This is a genomic window from Tolumonas osonensis (assembly GCF_014202415.1).
Classification (GTDB): domain Bacteria; phylum Pseudomonadota; class Gammaproteobacteria; order Enterobacterales; family Aeromonadaceae; genus Tolumonas; species Tolumonas osonensis.
Genome location: NZ_JACHGR010000009.1, coordinates 13,373 through 31,340, shown reverse-complemented (window position 1 = coordinate 31,340; position 17,968 = coordinate 13,373). Strand labels below are relative to the sequence as shown.

Annotated in this window: 17 protein-coding genes and 1 tRNA gene; 8 read left to right on the top strand and 10 right to left on the bottom strand. The window is 53.7% G+C overall.

The genetic code is table 11. The features are described 5' to 3' along the window. Positions 1–71 precede the first annotated feature (71 nt). Genes HNR75_RS12810 through cutA form a run of 3 tightly spaced genes read right to left on the bottom strand, consistent with a single transcriptional unit; the run spans position 72 to position 2,382 of the window. Positions 72–368: a GIY-YIG nuclease family protein gene (locus HNR75_RS12810; protein WP_188027381.1), complete on the bottom strand. Its 297-nt coding sequence runs from the start codon at positions 366–368 to the stop codon at positions 72–74. Next, positions 344–2,065: a protein-disulfide reductase DsbD gene (gene dsbD / locus HNR75_RS12805; protein ID WP_188027380.1), complete on the bottom strand. Its 1,722-nt coding sequence runs from the start codon at positions 2,063–2,065 to the stop codon at positions 344–346. The genes HNR75_RS12810 and dsbD overlap by 25 nt, the downstream gene beginning before the upstream one ends. After that, on the bottom strand, positions 2,062–2,382 hold the full coding sequence (gene cutA / locus HNR75_RS12800) for a divalent-cation tolerance protein CutA (protein ID WP_188027379.1): 321 nt from the start codon (positions 2,380–2,382) through the stop codon (positions 2,062–2,064). Before cutA ends, dsbD begins: the two co-directional genes overlap by 4 nt. A gap of 177 nt (positions 2,383–2,559) precedes the next feature. Between cutA and HNR75_RS12795 the strand changes: the two genes are divergently transcribed. The 7 genes from HNR75_RS12795 (at position 2,560) to HNR75_RS12765 (ending at position 10,843) form a co-directional block, all read left to right on the top strand. Beyond that, a complete protein-coding gene (locus HNR75_RS12795; protein WP_188027378.1) occupies positions 2,560–3,069 on the top strand; it encodes an FxsA family protein in 510 nt (169 codons plus the stop codon). A gap of 138 nt (positions 3,070–3,207) precedes the next feature. Next, on the top strand, positions 3,208–3,501 hold the full coding sequence (locus HNR75_RS12790) for a co-chaperone GroES (protein ID WP_188027377.1): 294 nt from the start codon (positions 3,208–3,210) through the stop codon (positions 3,499–3,501). A 41-nt stretch (positions 3,502–3,542) separates the two neighbouring features. Beyond that, entirely contained in the window at positions 3,543–5,180 is a 1,638-nt protein-coding gene (gene groL, locus HNR75_RS12785) for a chaperonin GroEL (protein WP_188027376.1), read from the top strand. Between the two features lie 65 nt (positions 5,181–5,245). Continuing rightward, a complete protein-coding gene (locus tag HNR75_RS12780; protein ID WP_246358932.1) occupies positions 5,246–5,752 on the top strand; it encodes a DNA-deoxyinosine glycosylase in 507 nt (168 codons plus the stop codon). A 265-nt stretch (positions 5,753–6,017) separates the two neighbouring features. Further along, positions 6,018–8,447: a PAS domain S-box protein gene (locus HNR75_RS12775; protein ID WP_188027375.1), complete on the top strand. Its 2,430-nt coding sequence runs from the start codon at positions 6,018–6,020 to the stop codon at positions 8,445–8,447. A 76-nt stretch (positions 8,448–8,523) separates the two neighbouring features. Next, a complete protein-coding gene (locus tag HNR75_RS12770) occupies positions 8,524–10,392 on the top strand; it encodes a peptidase U32 family protein (protein WP_188027374.1) in 1,869 nt (622 codons plus the stop codon). A 1-nt stretch (position 10,393) separates the two neighbouring features. Beyond that, positions 10,394–10,843, top strand: a complete 450-nt coding sequence (locus HNR75_RS12765) for a YaiI/YqxD family protein (protein WP_188027373.1) — start codon at positions 10,394–10,396, stop codon at positions 10,841–10,843. A gap of 53 nt (positions 10,844–10,896) precedes the next feature. Here HNR75_RS12765 and HNR75_RS12760 read toward each other — a convergent pair whose 3' ends face one another. The 6 genes from HNR75_RS12760 to pyrB form a co-directional block, all read right to left on the bottom strand. Further along, complete coding sequence (locus tag HNR75_RS12760; RefSeq protein ID WP_188027372.1) at positions 10,897–11,445, bottom strand: DUF5384 family protein; 549 nt, start codon at positions 11,443–11,445, stop codon at positions 10,897–10,899. A gap of 15 nt (positions 11,446–11,460) precedes the next feature. Further along, on the bottom strand, positions 11,461–11,973 hold the full coding sequence (locus tag HNR75_RS12755) for a glycine zipper domain-containing protein (RefSeq protein ID WP_188027371.1): 513 nt from the start codon (positions 11,971–11,973) through the stop codon (positions 11,461–11,463). Between the two features lie 121 nt (positions 11,974–12,094). Further along, on the bottom strand, positions 12,095–13,288 hold the full coding sequence (locus HNR75_RS12750) for a monovalent cation:proton antiporter-2 (CPA2) family protein (RefSeq protein WP_188027370.1): 1,194 nt from the start codon (positions 13,286–13,288) through the stop codon (positions 12,095–12,097). 18 nt (positions 13,289–13,306) lie between these two features. Beyond that, positions 13,307–14,449: a multidrug effflux MFS transporter gene (locus tag HNR75_RS12745; protein ID WP_188027369.1), complete on the bottom strand. Its 1,143-nt coding sequence runs from the start codon at positions 14,447–14,449 to the stop codon at positions 13,307–13,309. A gap of 154 nt (positions 14,450–14,603) precedes the next feature. Next, complete coding sequence (pyrI, locus tag HNR75_RS12740; protein WP_188027368.1) at positions 14,604–15,068, bottom strand: aspartate carbamoyltransferase regulatory subunit; 465 nt, start codon at positions 15,066–15,068, stop codon at positions 14,604–14,606. Between the two features lie 10 nt (positions 15,069–15,078). Next, complete coding sequence (gene pyrB, locus HNR75_RS12735; RefSeq protein WP_188027367.1) at positions 15,079–16,002, bottom strand: aspartate carbamoyltransferase; 924 nt, start codon at positions 16,000–16,002, stop codon at positions 15,079–15,081. A 396-nt stretch (positions 16,003–16,398) separates the two neighbouring features. On the opposite strand from pyrB, the gene HNR75_RS12730 reads away from it, so the two are divergent. Continuing rightward, positions 16,399–16,475, top strand: a tRNA-Trp gene (locus HNR75_RS12730). A gap of 52 nt (positions 16,476–16,527) precedes the next feature. Here the strand turns inward: HNR75_RS12730 and viaA are convergent. After that, positions 16,528–17,967: an ATPase RavA stimulator ViaA gene (gene viaA / locus HNR75_RS12725; RefSeq protein WP_188027366.1), complete on the bottom strand. Its 1,440-nt coding sequence runs from the start codon at positions 17,965–17,967 to the stop codon at positions 16,528–16,530. Between the last annotated feature and the right edge of the window lies 1 nt (position 17,968).

The following is a 17,968-nucleotide window of genomic DNA, read 5'->3' as shown; positions in this document are numbered from 1 at the left end:
GCGTGATTTTCCCATATATTGTATGGAAGGCACAGCCTGTATTGCTGTTTCGGAGAAGGAACTTGGGTAATTCAGACTGAAATCAGGTTTTCAATCCACTCGGGATGTTGCGGCAACCGCTCTTTACGGGATTTCGGCCACTGTTTGAGACGGTATTCCGCTTTCAGTGCCTGACTGTGATCGCCGATTTCCGTGTGCCAGTGCAGGGTCAGCGGAGCGCGCCCGCGTAGATTGCGGGCGCCTTTTCCAGCCTGATGCTGGGCAAAACGGCGACTGACATCGGTGGTGATGCCGGTATAGAGCCGGTTATCCTTATCGCGGATCAGATACAGCGACCAGGTCGTTAACAATGCTGACTCTGCTGACACTGCGTCAGTTTATCCTGTAATTCATTGGCAGAAACAAAGCCCTGGATCCGTAATTGCGGATTCGGCTGGCTTTGCTTATCAAAGAACAACACATTCGGCAGACCCAATACGCCGAGTTCCTGCAACAAGGCCCGATCTTCGGTGGTGTTGGCGGAGACATCAGCCCGCAAGAACTGATAGCCACTCAGGTGTTGCCGGATTTGCGGATCACTGAAGGTTTTATCATCCAGTTCGCGGCAGGCGGTACACCAGTCGGCATACAGATCCAGCATCACCGGTTTGCCCTGCGCTTTGGCGACGGCCAGTTGTTGCTGCAGCTCATCAAGGTTGTTTACGGTCGTAAACGGCAACGTTTCTGCCGGCCGCCACTCATACTGACTGGCAGCGAAAATACTGCCGGAGAGCAGTATCAGCAGCGCAAGAGGTTTCAGCCGCGGCGCTTTGGCGACCGGCCATAACCGCCAGACCAGCCAGAGCAACACCGCGATGGCGAAGCCGAACCAGAGCGGACTGGCAATGGCTGCCGGGATAAACCGCTCCAGCAGAAACAGCGGCATGGCCAGCAGCAACACGGCAAACAGCTGTTTGACAAAGACCATCCAGGCGCCGGCTTTAGGCAACACTTTGCCGCCGAAAATACCCATCAGCAGCAGGGGTAACCCCATACCGAGACTCAGCAAAAAGAGCGTGGCGGCGCCATACAGCGGGTTGCCGTTTTGGGCGATATACAGTAACACGCCGGATAACGGCGCACTGGTACAGGGAGACCCGATCAGACCGGACAATGCACCGAGCATGGCCACACCCCGCAGCGATTGCAGCGACTGCTGATTGGCCAGGGTATTCAGTTTATTCTGCCAGGCAGACGGCAGCTGTATACCGTTTCCAAACATCAGGCTCAGCGCCAGCAACAGATAGAACAGGCTGAAGGTCCCGAGCAGCCACGGGCTCTGCAGCCAGCCCTGGATACCAGCGCCGGCAGAGGCAATCAGCACGCCGATAGCGGTATAGGTCAGCGCCATACCCAGTACATAGGCCAGCGACAGGGTAAAGCCTCGCCGCCAGGTCAGAACATTCCCCTGCTGGCTGAGCATGGCACTCAGCACCGGATACATCGGATAAACACAGGGCGTCAGCGATAATCCGATCCCCATGGCAAAAAAGCTCAGGAACGCGAGCAGACCCGGCTGCATCAAGGCGCTTTGTTGCGGAGCAGTTATCGGGCCAGATGCATCCGAAAGGGGGGCCGGCTGGTAGGCGGCCAGCGTGATGGTCTTCTGCTGGGGCGGGTAACACAGCCCCGTCGTGCAGCCCTGATAGGTGAAGGTTGCGGTTGCGCCGGGAGCGATCGAGCGGAACAGGAAGCTTAGCGTGATCGGCTGCGGATAGATTTCCGTTTCTCCCAGAAATTCGTCTTCATGCAATACCCCGGGCGGCAGCGTGGCAGGGGATGATTCCGCGTTGCTGACGTCCAGACGGATCTTTTCCCGGTAGAGGTAATAGCCTTCCGCCGGTGATAGGGTGATCTGCAGCTGATTGTCGGTTTGATGGGTGGTGATGACAAACGCCTGTTCTGCCGGCAGGAATTGGGGTTGCGAGGTGGGGATCAACTGCTGTAACAGGGTCTCATCCGCTTTTGCCGGCAGCATAAACAGCAGCAGAAAACAGCCGCAAATCAGAGAGAGATAACGCATCATGGTGTTGTCTGTTCCTGCAACCATTGTAAATAAGCGGTATTGCCACACATCACCGGCAAGGCCAGAATTTCCGGTACCTCGTAAGGGTGCAGCGCCGTTATCCGTTGTTGCAGGATACCAAACAGGGTACGACGGCTTTTAATGATCAGTTGTACTTCCTGACTTTCTTCCTGCTTTCCCTGCCAGCAATACAGCGAGGTCACCTGCGGGAGCAGATTAATGCAGGCGGCCAGTTTCTCATCCAGCAGTGCCTGCGCCAGTTCACGGGCGGAACCTTCATCCGGGCAGGTGCATAATACAACAATGGCATCTGTCATTGGCTTATACCGGTTAAACAATCTACTTCCTTAATTATGCAATCAGTACGCGAAATCGACCACTAAAGATCATGATCCAGGGGCTGTGTAGCCCTTGAATCTGGTGTTTTTCATCCCCATCTGGTGATTTATACGCCGCTTTTCCGGCGAGATCTGATTTTGTGCTGAGAGGTGCCTGTGGCAAAAATTGCGTTTGGTTTTTTCCTGCTGTTCTTTCTGGAGCTGTGGGTCATCATTAAAGTCGGTTCGGTTATCGGCGCGTTTATGGTGATCCTGCTGATGATCCTGGCGGCAGGGTACGGGGTTTCGCTGGTACGTTCTCAGGGGCTGCGCACCATAATGACGATGCAGCAACAGCTGGCGCAGGGAATTGCCCCGGCATCCACCATGCTGGAGGGAACAGCGCTGTTGTTCGCCGGCGCGTTATTTATCTTCCCCGGTTTCCTGACCGATATGGTTGCGCTGCTATTATTGCAGCCGTTCGTGCGTCGCTGGCTGGCCCGTAAGCTGACCAGCAGCCAGCGCTGGCAGGTCTATACCCATTCCACGGTAGAAAGTGAAGCGCAGCGGGTTGAGCCTGATAGCGAAGTCATTTTCAAGGAGAAGGTGAAACCGGCTCCCCGCCAGGGCACCACCGTTGATGGTGAATTCGAGCGGAAAGACAAAGACGACAAGACACCTCAGTGATCGCGGATTTGTTAAAAAATTTTTTCCTGCGCCCTTGAAGCGCAGGAATCTGCCCCCAGATCGGGGAATGTATTTGAATTTTGTTTCGGCCACCGATGGCCGTGTTCATAGAAACAACACTCATTAGGAGAGTTCTCGATGAAAATTCGTCCATTGCATGATCGCGTGATCATCAAACGTACCGAAGTTGAAGCCAAGTCTGCAGGCGGCATCGTGCTGACCGGTTCAGCTGCTCAGAAATCCACCCGTGGTGAAGTTCTGGCTGTCGGCGCGGGTCGAATCCTGGATAACGGCGACGTAAAACCGCTGGCTGTCAAAGTAGGCGACAAAGTGATTTTCAACGAAGGTTACGGCGTGAAAACCGAAAAGCTGGATGGTCAGGAAGTATTGATCCTGTCTGAAACTGACATCCTGGCGATTGTTGAAGAGTAATTTTCGTTAACCCCCCGGTTTGAGCTAAAGGAATTTAAGAAATGGCAGCTAAAGACGTTAAATTTGGCAATGACGCTCGTGTCAAAATGCTGGAAGGTGTCAACGTTCTGGCAAACGCAGTTAAAGTAACCCTGGGCCCGAAAGGCCGTAACGTAGTACTGGATAAATCATTCGGTGCGCCAACCATCACCAAAGACGGTGTGTCTGTCGCCAAAGAGATCGAACTGGAAGACAAATTCCAGAACATGGGCGCCCAGATGGTGAAAGAAGTGGCGTCTCAGGCGAACGACGCAGCCGGTGACGGTACTACCACTGCAACTGTACTGGCTCAGTCTATCGTGAACGAAGGTCTGAAAGCTGTTGCAGCCGGCATGAACCCGATGGATCTGAAACGCGGTATCGACAAAGCGGTTGTGGCTGCCGTGGCAGAACTGAAAACCCTGTCTGTGCCATGTGCTGATACCAAAGCGATCGCTCAGGTAGGTACTATCTCTGCAAACTCTGACGAAAACGTCGGTAAGCTGATTGCAGAAGCGATGGAAAAAGTAGGCCGTGACGGCGTGATCACTGTTGAAGATGGTCAGGGTCTGAACGACGAGCTGGACGTAGTAGAAGGTATGCAGTTCGACCGCGGCTACCTGTCTCCATACTTCGTTAACAAACAGGACACTGCTTCTGTCGAGCTGGACGATCCGTTCATCCTGCTGGTTGACAAGAAAATCTCTAACATCCGCGAAATGCTGTCCGTACTGGAAGGCGTAGCGAAAGCCGGCAAACCACTGGTGATCGTTGCCGAAGACGTGGAAGGCGAAGCACTGGCGACGCTGGTTGTGAACACCATGCGTGGCATCGTGAAAGTGGCTGCGGTTAAAGCACCAGGTTTCGGTGACCGTCGTAAAGCCATGCTGCAGGACATCGCGATCCTGACTGCCGGTACCGTAATTTCAGAAGAAATCGGTATGGAGCTGGAAAAAGCGACTCTGGAAGAGCTGGGCCGTGCTAAACGAGTTGTTATCACTAAAGAAAACACCACTATTATCGATGGCGTCGGCGAAGCTGCAACTATCGAAGCGCGTATCGCTCAGATCCGTCAGCAGATCGAAGAATCTTCTTCTGATTACGACAAAGAAAAACTGCAGGAACGCGTAGCTAAACTGGCTGGCGGTGTTGCGGTAATCAAAGTCGGTGCGACCACCGAAGTTGAAATGAAAGAGAAAAAAGCCCGCGTAGAAGACGCGCTGCACGCAACCCGTGCTGCGGTTGAAGAAGGCGTGGTTGCCGGTGGTGGTGTTGCCCTGGTTCGCGTTGCTTCTAAACTGACTGAACTGCAAGGCGACAACGAAGATCAGACCGTCGGTATCCGTGTTGCACTGCGTGCGATGGAAGCACCTCTGCGTCAGATCGTGGAAAACGCCGGTGAAGAGCCATCAGTAGTGGCTAACCGTGTTCGTGAAGGCAGCGGTAACTTCGGTTACAACGCTGCGACCGAAGTGTACGGCGACATGCTGGAAATGGGTATTCTGGATCCAACCAAAGTAACCCGTTCTGCACTGCAGTTCGCAGCTTCTGTGGCTGGCCTGATGATCACTACCGAATGTATGATCACCGACGCACCGAAGAAAGACGCGCCAGCAATGCCAGACATGGGTGGCATGGGTGGCATGGGCGGCATGATGTAATCATCGCTTCTCATCGTTACACTAAAGGCCGGACTTGTCCGGCCTTTTGCTTTTCAGGAAACAGCATGATGCAGTTACTTTACAGTTTTGCGCCGATCGCGGATGAAAATGCGCGGATACTGATTTTGGGCAGTATGCCGGGGCAGGCGTCGCTGGATGCAGGGCAGTATTATGCACACAAGCGGAATCTGTTCTGGCCGATCATGGCCGAGCTGCTGCAGTTTGATCCCGCCGCCGCTTATGAAGAAAAAACCGCCGCCTTGCGTGCTGCCGGCATTGCCGTGTGGGATGTGCTGCAATCCTGCCACCGGGTAGGCAGTCTGGATGCCGGTATCCGGCATGACTCGCTGACGGTGAATGATTTCGCCGGATTTTTCCGCCGGCACCCGCAGATCCGTTACGTCTTTTTTAATGGCGAAAAAGCCACTTCCTGTTTTCACCGCTATGTAGCGAAAACCGATTATCCGGACGATCTGATCTGCCAGCGTCTGCCTTCCACCAGTCCGGCCAATGCCTCTCAGTCGCTGGCGTTTAAATTGCAGGCCTGGCACCGGATCATGGAGGTAAAATAACCCGGCTCCGTCTCCGAGCTGCCGTCAATCCATCTGCTATTCTTATATCGATCTATTCCTGCCTTTTCTGTGCCGTATTCAGTGTTCTCTGAAGCTGAAAAACAGGGGATGAGTCATCTATTCTTTGTCTATCAGGCTGGTAGCAATGCGGAAGGAATTCGCTGCAAATGTATCACTCAACCCCGGGTGGCTGCGCGTACTCACGATAACCGGACTCGGTTTGGTTGCTTGTCTGAATGCGACGGTTGCGCCTCAGCAGCCGGGGATGATTACGTCCTTGTGGTATGCCAATACACTGACCATAATCACGCTGCTTTATCACCAGCCCGGTTACCGCGCCTGGCTGATAGCGGGATATAGCATCGGTCTGGCCGCCGGTTACGGGTTCAGCCAGGTTCCTGTCGCCCAACTGCTGATTTTGCTGCTGGCGAATCTGACGGAAATTCTGGTCGCTGTCCGTCTGCTGACACATTGCCAGCCGGCCAGAAATTTTTATCTGAATATCCAGTCGGCACTGAAACTGGGTGTTTACGGCATTCTGTTGCCAGCATTGGCCGGCACACTGCCGGCGGTGGCCGGGTTTGCGCTGTTCACGCCATGGCACTGGTCTGAGCTTGGCATTGCCTGGTATCTCAACGCCGTGATCTGCAGTGCGTCGCTGATGCCGCTGTTGTTACTGCTAAAACACCGCCGCTGGAATAAAAATCAGTACTGGTCACTGAGCTTCCAGTTGCTGCTGTTGCTGGGTTATACCGCCGTTATCCTGAAATATTTTCCGTTCCCGTTCGTGTATCTGAGTATGGGGCTGGCGCTGCTCGCGATCCGTCACGGGATTTTCGGCGCGGCGCTGGCCGGATTTCTGGTCTCCGGCTGTATTGCTGTGTTTATCCGGATGATGTGGTTCTCCTGGCCGCAATACGATCAACATTTGCTCATGCTGTATGTTTATCTGCCCATTCTGATCACCTTGATCCCGCCGTTGTTGCTGGCCGTCTTTGTTGATGTGCTGCATCTCAGAGAACAGCAGCTGCTGGCCCGGGAATCCATGTTCCGGGAAGCGATGGAAGCCTCCGCAGTGGGGATGGCGCTGGTCTCAACTGACGGTCAGTTTCTTAAGGTGAATCCGGCGCTGTGCCATATGCTGAATTACAGCGAAGCAGAGCTGGCGGATCTCTCCTGGTCACAATTGCTTCATCCGGATGATCGGGTTTCGGCGCAGCATTATCAGCAACGGCTGCTGAATAATCAGCAAAGTTCCTACCGTCTGGAAATCCGTTACCGGCGGAAAAACGATCAGATGATCTGGGTGTTGCTGGTGGTCTCCATGGTGCGGGATAACCGTGGTCTGCCGCATTATTTTGTCATGCAGGCCGAGGATATTGATAGCCGCCGCCGGAGCGAAGAGCGGGAACGCGAGCTTTTCAATCGTTATCTGCTGGCGGCGGAAGCCGGTCAGGTCGGCGTCTGGGAATGGCGTCCGGCAGAAAATCAGCTGAGCTGGGATGAGCGAATGTTCGATCTGTATGCGCTGGATCGGCGTCATCTTGTACCGACATTCAGTATCTGGAAAAGCTGTGTTCATCCGGATGATCTGTTCCGGCTGATGCGCGAGATTTCTCAGGCGCTGAATGAAACGAACGTCCTGGATAGCGAGTTCCGGGTCATTCACCATGATGACAGCATTCATTATCTGCGGACGCATGCCATGGTGGAGCGTGACGCCACCGGAAAAGTGGTGCGGATGGTGGGGACCAACTGGGATATCAGTGAATTACGGGTGCTGATGAATGATCTGTCCCGGGAGCGGGAGTTGCTGCGGACCACCCTGCTGTCGATTGGTGAGGCGGTGGTCATGACCGATCAGAAAGCCCGAATCGTCTTTATGAATCCGGCTGCAGAACAGATGCTGGCCTGTTCTAACCAGCAAATGACGCACATGTCGGTTGATAAGGTCATGCAAATGGTGAATTCGGAAGGCGATCTGCTGGAGAATCCGTTGCACGCCGCGTTACGGCTGCGCTGTCTGATTCATCTGAATAACGATGTGTATCTGAAAAGGGCGGATGGCTCGCTGATTGCCGTTCAGGACTCTGCGGCACCCATTCTGCGGAATAACAAAGAGCTGCTAGGCGGGGTGCTGGTGCTGTCGGATGTGAGCGAAATGCGGGCCTTGCAAAAACGGCTGGGGTATCAGGCCAGCCATGATCCGCTGACCGGGTTGATTAACCGTTCGGCCTTTGAAACCATTTTGCAGGATGTGCTGAAGGAATCGGTCATGACCGCAGGACAGAGTGTCCTGGTGTATCTTGATCTGGACTATTTCAAGCAGGTTAACGATTCGGCCGGGCATGCCGCCGGGGATGCGTTGTTGAAACAACTGGCGACATTAATGAGTACGCAGATGAGGGCATCCGACATTGTGGCCCGGTTAGGCGGCGATGAATTCGGACTGATTTTGCGTAACTGTTCGCTGGAATATGCGGAATCTTTTATGCGCGGCCTGATCAGCGATATCTGTCACTGCGAATTCCGCTGGAACGGACAGACGTTTCATATCGGTGCCAGTGCCGGGTTGGTGCCAGTACGCGGCCAGTTTCCGGCATTTGGTTCCCTGCTGGCCAGTGCGGATCAGGCCTGTTACGCCGCTAAACGGGCCGGACGGGGCCAGGTGAAAATCGCCGGTACTTCTTTTTGATGATCATTTCGCCGCTGACTGCGCGGTGCTGCTATAATCGCGCCTCTTTTCTGTTCCGTTAATATACCTGCTGCACATGAATCACCGTAATAAATTAGAACTGCTCGCCCCGGCGAAAAATCTCGAATTTGGTCTCGAAGCCATTAACCATGGCGCGGATGCCGTTTATATCGGTGGCCCGACCTTTGGTGCCCGAGCTGCGGCCGGTAACAGTGTGGCGGATATTGAAAAACTGGCTGCCTACGCGCATCGCTATGATGCGAAGGTGCTGGTGGCGTTTAATACCATTTTGCGCGATGACGAGCTGGACGGAGCGCAACGTCTGGCATATCAGCTGTATGAAGCTGGTGCGGATGCGCTGATCGTTCAGGATCTGGGGCTGTTACAGCTGGATTTGCCGCCGTTGGCGCTGCATGCCAGTACGCAGCTGGACAACCGGACACCGGAGAAAGTCCGTTTTCTGCAGGATGTCGGTTTTTCGCGGGTGGTGCTGGCGCGAGAACTGTCGCTGGAACAGATCCGGGTGATTGCACAGCAAACCTCCGTCGAACTGGAATTCTTCATTCATGGGGCGCTGTGCGTCAGTTACAGCGGCCAGTGCTATATCAGCCATGCTGTCACCGGACGCAGTGCCAACCGTGGCGAATGCGCACAGCTGTGCCGGGTTCCCTGTACGCTGGAAAACCGCGACGGTATGGCGCTGGCGAAAGATCAGCATCTGCTGTCACTGAAGGATATGAATCAGAGCGCGAATCTGCAGGCGCTGGCCGAAGCCGGGATCAGTTCGTTCAAAATTGAAGGCCGGCTGAAGGATCTTTCCTATGTCAAAAACGTGACCGCCTGGTACCGGCAGAAGCTGGATGCCATCATGGCCGGTCAGCCGCAATGGCAGCGTGCGTCCGCTGGACGAAGCCGTTTTACCTTTACGCCGAAACCGGAAAAGAGCTTTAACCGTGGCAGCACCGATTATTTCCTGCATGACCGTCAGCTCGCGATCACCTCGTTTCTGACACCGAAATTTGCCGGTGAACCAGTGGGCAAGGTGACCCGTCTGGGGGATAAATGGCTGGAAGTACAGAGTGGCGAAACATTCCATAACGGTGACGGTTTAAGTTACTTCAATCAGAAAAATGAGCTGGTGGGCTTGCGGGTTAACCGTGCCGAAGGGCATCGTCTGTTCCCGGCTGAAGCGGTGCGCGGACTGACCACTGGTACGGCGCTCTACCGTAATCATGATCAGGAATTTGAAAAGCTGCTGGAGAAGAAGTCCGCAGAGCGTCAGGTCGGCGTCACCGTTCAGCTGAGTGAAACGGATGAAGGTTTTATGCTGCAGATGACGGATGAACAGGGGATCCGCGCGCAGGCGATGTTACCTCTGGCCAAAGAGGCCGCCAGTAATCCGGAGCGTGCGCTGAATACCTTGCGGGAACAACTGGCGAAACTGGGAAATACCATGTTTGTGGCCGATGCGGTTGAACTGTCGCTGTCACAGCCCTGGTTTATTCCGGTCAGCAGCCTGAATGCGCTGCGCCGCGAGGTGGCGGAACAGCTGGAACAGGCAAGATGTGCCGCCTACAAACGGCCGGAACCTAATCTGCAACGCTCGCTGCTGGCCGTTTTCCCGCAGCAGAAACTCAGCTATCTGGGAAACATCTATAACCAGCAGGCAGCAGCGTTTTACCGGCAGCATGGTGTCAGCGAGATAGCACCGGCCTATGAAACGAATCAGCAGCCGGACGAAGTCTCACTGATGATCACCAAGCATTGCCTGCGTTACAGCTTCAATCAGTGTCCGAAAGAGCGGGAGCCCGGTTTCAGACCCGATCATCTGGTATTGAAAATGGGCAAAGAGACATTCCGGCTGAAATTTGACTGCAAACGCTGCGAAATGCATGTGCTGGGCAAACTGAAACAACCTAAAAATCAAAAGTACGGAAAGGAATGACATGACTATCTGGGTAGACGCGGACGCCTGTCCGAATGCCGTGAAAACCATACTGTTCCGGGCGTCGGAACGAACGGCTACCGCATTGATTCTGGTAGCGAACCAGTCAATCAGCGTACCGCCGAGTCGTCATATCCGCACGTTACGGGTTGAATCCGGTTTTGACGTGGCCGACAACGAGATCGTCAAACGGGTAGACGCCGGGGATCTGGTGATCACCAGCGATATTCCGCTGGCGGCGGATGTGATTGAAAAAGGCGCTTTTGCCCTTTCTGCCCGTGGCGAGGAGTTCACCCGGGACAACATTCGTGGTCGGCTCAATATCCGTGATTTCATGGATACCATGCGGGCCAGCGGTATCCAGAGTGGCGGACCCGCCGCGTTCAGTGAAACCGAAAAGCGGGCCTTTGCCAATGCGCTGGACCGTTATCTGGCCAGGGCAAAAAAATAAGGAGGCTTTGTGAGCCTCCTCTGAAAATACAGCAGATAAATCAAGCAGTCTGGTTATTCATCACTGCTGAACCAGCCGGCGGCTTTTTTCTCCTGCGCCTTGCCTTCGCTGGTCATTTTGGATTTTGCCCCTTCGGAGACATTCCGGGTGGCATCGGCTTTTGCCTGAATGCTATCGGTTGCTGCATCCTGCTGTTGCAGCTCCCGATCGATATAGTCATTGGCACGTTTTGATTTGGCTTTTAACGCTTCCAGTTCGGCTTTCTGACGTTCAATCTCCAGGTCACGCAGCTGATCTTCATAGCCCTGCTCGCGTTTTTTATCGGCCAGCGCAGCTTCCGCCCTGACCTTTTCTCTGGCGGCAGCTCTGGCTGATGCGGCTGCCCGGGCCCGGGCTTCTTTACGTTCCTGCGCTTCATATTCTTTACGCATACGTTCTTCTTCGGCTTTCTGCTCAGCTTCAGCTTTGCGTATTGCTGCCTGTGCATCCGCAACACGCTGTTGCTGCACCTGATCAATAGTGGCCAACTGATCCTGCAATGACTGTGCGTGAACCGCAGGCAGCAATATGGCCAGCGAAATGGCTAATAGAATGTTTTTCATGACGCGACCTTTTTGTTATGACTTGGTTGGGCAGGTAGCGTTCGGCTGCAGACGGGTTTCTGTGCCATCAGAAGAGATCACCAGCGCGATACCAGGGGTAAACTCACACATCTTGCCCACCTGTGCAGAGCTGTAAGTCTGACCATCTTCAACGTAAGTAATAGAAACACCCTCTACCAGCACTTTATCTTTGACCAGTGAGCCACCTGCGGCACCGACACCTGCACCGGTTATAGCGCCGACAGCGGTACCCGAGCCGGAATGATGAGTGGTTTTATTACCGATTACACCCCCGGCAATTGCGCCTAACACACCGCCGATCATCTGTGCATTCTGCTTGCCTTCGGTGTTGCCGACTTCAATTTGGGCTGGCATAACGGCCAGAATTTTTACGGTTTTAGCGGCTTGGCGGCTATTGACCTGACCCGCTTTGTAAACGTTCGCCTGGTATTGTTCACCTGTGGTTGAACAACCCGCCAGCAGAGTAGTCAGTGTTAATGCAACTGCAGAAAGAGTTAATTTATTCATTTTTATCCCGTGTCATTAGTATGAAAAAGCTGCGGGATTTTAAAAGAACAGCGGAGAGTTGCCAGAGCAGAATGATGGCAACTGACTGATCTGGCAGAGGTATCGAGAAAATTTTCCTGAATTAATCGCAGGTTTCGGCTATCCGGGTTTTGTGCCGTTCCAGCCAACTGAACAAAAACGGATTCAGCATGATGGAAAAAATAGCCCCGGCCAGCACCAGATCCCGGGCCTCGGTTGGCAGCAATTTCAGGTGGATCGCCAATCCGGCCAGAATAAAGGCAAACTCCCCGATCTGTGCCAGACTGGCCGAGATGGTCAGCGCCACGGAGTTGGAATAACCAAACAGACGCACCAGTCCGTAAGCGGCCAGCGATTTGCCGGCAATGATAATCAGCACGGTCAGGATCACCGCCAGCGGTGCCCGCAGCAGAATGGCCGGATCGACCAGCATGCCGACCGAGACAAAAAACAGCACGGCAAACGCATCCCGCAGCGGCAGGGTGTCATGCGCGGCTTTATGGCTGAGCTCAGAACCGCTTAACACCACCCCGGCAAAGAAAGCGCCCAGCGCGAATGACACGCCAAACAGTTTCACTGCGCCAAATGCGATCCCCAGCGCAATCACCAGTACGGCGAGTGTAAACAGCTCACCGGAGCCGGTCGTGGCCGTATAGCGGAGGATCCACGGAATGATCCGGCGGCCAATCACGAACATGAACAGGATAAAGGCGCATACTTTACCGAGTGTAATGCCCAGTTGTTCCCATAAATTGAAGGCCGGATCGGTATCGCCGGAATGGGATAATACGGGTAACAAGACCAGCGCCAGTACCATCACCAGATCTTCCACTATCAGCCAGCCAATCGCGATCTGACCTTCTTTTTTAAGCAGTAGCCCCTTGCTTTCCAATGCCCGCAGCAAGACCACCGTACTGGCGGTGGAAAGGCTCAATCCGAATACCAGGCCGACGCTCCATGACCAGCCAAACCATGCTCCGGCCAGCGCGCCGAGCAAGGTGGCCAGGATAATCTGCAGGATCGCGCCGGGAATGGCGATATGTTTTACCGACAGCAAATCCTTGACCGAAAAGTGCAGGCCGACACCAAACATCAGCAGAATGACGCCCAGCTCCGCCAGCTCTGCCGCCAGTGGCTGGTCAGCGACAAAACCGGGGGTGAATGGTCCGATCAGCACGCCTGCCAGCAGATAGCCCACCATGTTTGACAAATGCAGACGGTGGGCAATCATGCCAAGAATAAAGGCCATGGTCAGCGCACCAACCAGCGTAGTGATAAGAGGCAGGGCATGAGGCATCAGTCCGGGATCTCCTTGTTAATGGCTTAAAGTCAGACGCCGCAGCGCTAACCAGGGGATGGCGCTGCCGGTAATGGCCATGACGGCGATTAAAATGATTTTGGCGTCAGGCACCAGCGAAACCAGCTGCATGCCGATGGCACCGAGAATAAAAGAGGAGAATGTCAGCAACGACGATGCCGCCCCGATATCGCTGTGCACCTGTTCCAGCACCATATGATTACATAAGGGGCGGCTGATCCCCATACAGAAGGAAACGGCAAACATGGTGAGGGCAAAACTCAGGCTGGTCGGGTGCCAGAGTAGCATCACCGTTCCGGCGCAGAACATACCCGCCAGTGACCAGGTCAGGATCTGCAGCGAACTGAAACGGGCACTTAACCGCGCACAGAAGAAGGATCCTGTCATCAGGCTGATCGCATTAAAGCCAAAGAGCAGACCGAATTGCTGCGATGACAGCTGAAAGTCATGCATATAGATACTGCCGGACGCCGCCAGAAAGGAGTAAAAGAACAGCGGGGTGATGGAAAAAATCAGCATCAGTGAGCGGTAGGGGCGGTTTTTACACAGCACGATATAACGGCGCAGTACGGCGGTGAGTCCGCCCTGCGTGCGGTAAATTACCGGTTCTTTTAACAGCAGCGTACCGATAAATGATGCCAGCGCCAGGAGCACATGCGAGACAAAGATAATGCGCCAGGACAAGTGTTCAATAACCCAACTGCCCAGCATCGGTGCCAGCATCGGCACTAACGGCACAATGACCCCGATATAGGCCATCGCTTTCTTCTGTTGCTGACCGGTATAGAGATCTTTCGACAGTGTCAGGGAGAGTGAAGAGGCCGCGGCGGCACCACAACCCTGCAGAAAGCGGGCAATGACCAGCTGAGTGATGGATTGCGCCATGGCGCAAAACAGGCTGCCGGCGATGAAGATGGTCAGCCCGGCAAACAGTACCGGTCGTCGTCCGAAGCGGTCAGCCAGCGGTCCGTAAACCAGCAGAAACAGGCTGAACGTCAGAAAGAAAATTACCAGCGAGAAATTGGTCTGTGCCAGCGACAGGTGCCACATCTGTTGCAGCATGGGTAACGCAGGCAGGTACATATCCGTTGCCAGTGCCGGAAAACCGGCCAACAGCAGGATCAGAACAAATGACGGCATGACAGAACCTTTCTCTGCAATCAGGGGAACGGGAAGTTTGATAACAAAAAAGTAACAGTTTGCACTGGGCAAAGCCAGTATCAGACGAGGCTATTTACGAAATCGGTTGCTGGAAGGGAACACGCCTGCCGGAACAGGCGTGAACGGAGATCAATCAGAAAGCGTCACTCACGATTTCTTTGGTGAATGATTTTTCGCAGTAGTGGCATTTCAGCCGGACTTCATCATCCACAGAGCGCACACCGAAACGGCTGCGTACCGGTTCACGGTGACTGATGCAGTTCGAGTTCGGGCAGGCAAAGACGCCGACAATGGTTTCCGGTAACTGCAACTGATGCTTGGTGACCACCTTGAAATCCGCGATGATGTTCACGGTGGCATGTGGCGCAAACAGGGCCAGCTGGTTTGCCTGATCGGCGGTCAGCTGAGTGTTTTCCACCTTGATCAGGTCTTTCGAACCCAGCGCGGCTGAAGGCAGGTTCAGACCAACGGTAATACGCTGGCGGGTGTCCAGCAGATGAAACAGTTTCAGGATCCTGATCCCCTGACCGGCAGGAATATGGTCAATCACCGAACCATTGCAGATCGCTTCGACTTGCAGCTGTTTTTTCTCTGACATGACCGGCTCCTTATACTTCTTCGTTCAGGACTAAGGCCAGCAGGGCCTGACGGGCATACACCCCGTTACCTGCCTGCTGGAAGTAGTATGCATGAGGTGTGTCATCCACATCGGTATCGATTTCATCAACACGCGGTAGCGGATGCAGAATTTTCATATTGGGTTTGGCAGTCGCCAGCTGATCGGCTGCCAGGACAAACTTGGCCGCGATATGACGGTATTCGGATTCTTCGAAACGCTCTTTCTGCACGCGGGTCATATACAGAATATCCAGTTCCGGCATCACCTCTTCCAGGGTATCGTGGAAACTGTATTCAATACCTTTTTCGGTCAGCTCATCACAGATGTAATCCGGCATTGCCAGGGCTTCCGGCGCGATGAAGTAGAAACGGGCACCGAACAGGCTCAATGCCTGTGCCAGAGAGTGCACGGTACGGCCGTATTTCAGATCACCGACGAACGCCAGTTTCAGACCATCCAGCGTGCCCTGGGTTTCATAGATAGTGAACAGATCCAGCAGCGTTTGTGTCGGGTGCTGATTTGAACCGTCACCGGCGTTGATCACCGGCACAGAAGAGAACTCTGCAGACAGACGGGCGGCACCTTCCTGCGGATGACGGATCACAAAGGCATCGGTATATGAGGTGATCACACGAACGGAGTCTGCCAGTGTTTCCCCTTTTTTCGCCAGTGAGGTATTGCCGGCATCAGCAAAGCCGATCACCGAACCACCTAAACGATGCACCGCCGTTTCAAAGGACAAACGGGTACGGGTTGATGCTTCAAAGAAGCAACTGGCGATCACTTTGTGTTGTAACAGGTCATGCCGCGGTGTCTGCTTCAGCTGGCTGGCGGTCTGAACCACTAGTTCCAGATCGGTCCGGGTCAGATCGGCGATCGACAGGATATGTTTTTTATACAGGGGGTTGGCCATGGCGATAGTGTCCTCAGACAGGATAGGAGCAGGCGGCTGAGCTCTGCTCTGGGTGTAAAGGCACAGAAAAAAGCCCCTGCAAACGGGGCTTTTGGCATGAAATCAGAAGAATGGAAAAAACATTACCAGCAATTTGATGTGGCAAAGTGCAAAAAGTCAGATCAATGTCCTGATGCATGATGAAACGTCCATTCTGTCAGTGCGCGCTGATTATAGTTGATGGGGTGGGGTGTGTTAAGCGACCAGATACAAAGATCTGCAGCCTGAAACGATAAGAAGATCGCTTTTTTTGCTGAAATTAAAGGCAATTAGCTAAAAAACAAGCAAACGGACCAGCCAGCATAAAAATCGCTTTACCTTTCAGAGGCAATTCGTATAATCGCTCACGAAATTTGCAGGGGCTTAGTTCGAATTGGTAGAACAGCGGTCTCCAAAACCGATGGTTGGGGGTTCGAGTCCCTCAGCCCCTGCCAAATTAAACCAGCGAGAGCTGGTTTTTTAGTTTCTGCCTTCCGCAAAAAATTCCTAGCGTACTTTACGTAATACCCGTCCGGACAGGCTGGTATCAAATTTCCAGACATTATCAAAAATCTTCATCAGTGCCGGTTTGCCGTGCCGCGATAAGCTGACCGCATTAAAACGGTTTCCCTGCTGTTTGATTCGTTGTGCCTGCTGTTCTGTCTCCGGACTTAACCGCTGGGCAATAAAGTCGGACAAAACCACCGCATCGGCGTTGCTGAAACGGGCCTGCTGCATATAGTGCATGACCTGCTGCATGCAGGGCTCCAGATCGGTGCCTCCCTTGAAGGAACAACCGAGAAAATTCAGCGCTTCCTGTAACCCTTCCGGCCCGGTCAGCTCATACGTGACGACATCGGTGGAAAACAGCATGATCACACAATTCCGGTTTTCCGATAACGCGATTTGCAGCAGGGCGAAGCAGAAGCCTTTGGCGCAATCTTCCGGATAACCGCTCATCGAACCTGAGGTGTCGATACAGACAATAAACGGACCTTTGGTATCCTCGCTTTCACCAAACGCCCGTCGTTCACTCTCGGTGGTTTCCAGGCTGCGGTTTTGCCCCATAAACTGATAATTCAGTAGTCGGCGTTCGGCAAACTGTTTGTAAAATACGGTCTCCAGTTCCGGCTCGGTCAGCAGAACGGTTTCCGAGCTAATCAGCCGGTTCAGCTCATTGCTCTGATGTATGCCCACCAGATCGTCCGGTACCTGTTCCTGCTGCACATTTTTCCATTCGGGGATTTTCACCCGCGTGAGATGTTCTTCCGCACTGCTATCCTGCGTCGCTGCCCGGCCCAGTGCATCGGCGATTTTTTTCAGCTCGGGATTATTCGCCAGAAAACCGGCATAGTGGCGGAACAGGGAATTATTCCCCTGTAACAGATGAGTTGCGGTCAGATCCCATAATTTGCCGGGATGCTGCGGTGCCAGGGTTTCGTCCAGCTCACCGGCAACCTGCATGCGCAGCTCCAGTTGCTGCAACATCCGCTCGCGTTCCTGTTCGGCAAAAATGATCTCCAGGGATAAAACCCGTGCCGCCAGATGTTCCCGCCATTTCTGCATGAATAGCTGCTTGCGGTTAGGCGGATTGGCCTGACTGAGACTGATTAACAGATTTTGTGCATCAGTGTGAAAATCAGAGTGCTGCAACTGTTGCAGCAAATGCTGACTTTGCTGCGTAAACTCTTCTGCAGAGAGACCCTGCGCGTCGAGATAAAGAATATATTCCTGCTGCAAATCGTCCGGTACCGGAATATTTTTCATCTGTGCTGGCAGAGACTGACTCCATTGCTGCACATGTTCCTGTATGTTCTTGAAGAACATCGGATGCTCGTGCATGAACTGTGAAACCTGCGGTGACGACATCACGGTTGACACCAGATCCTGCACCATCTGGGTTTCATTCACCGACAACAACAGGGAAAGTGTTTGTAAATCAACCATA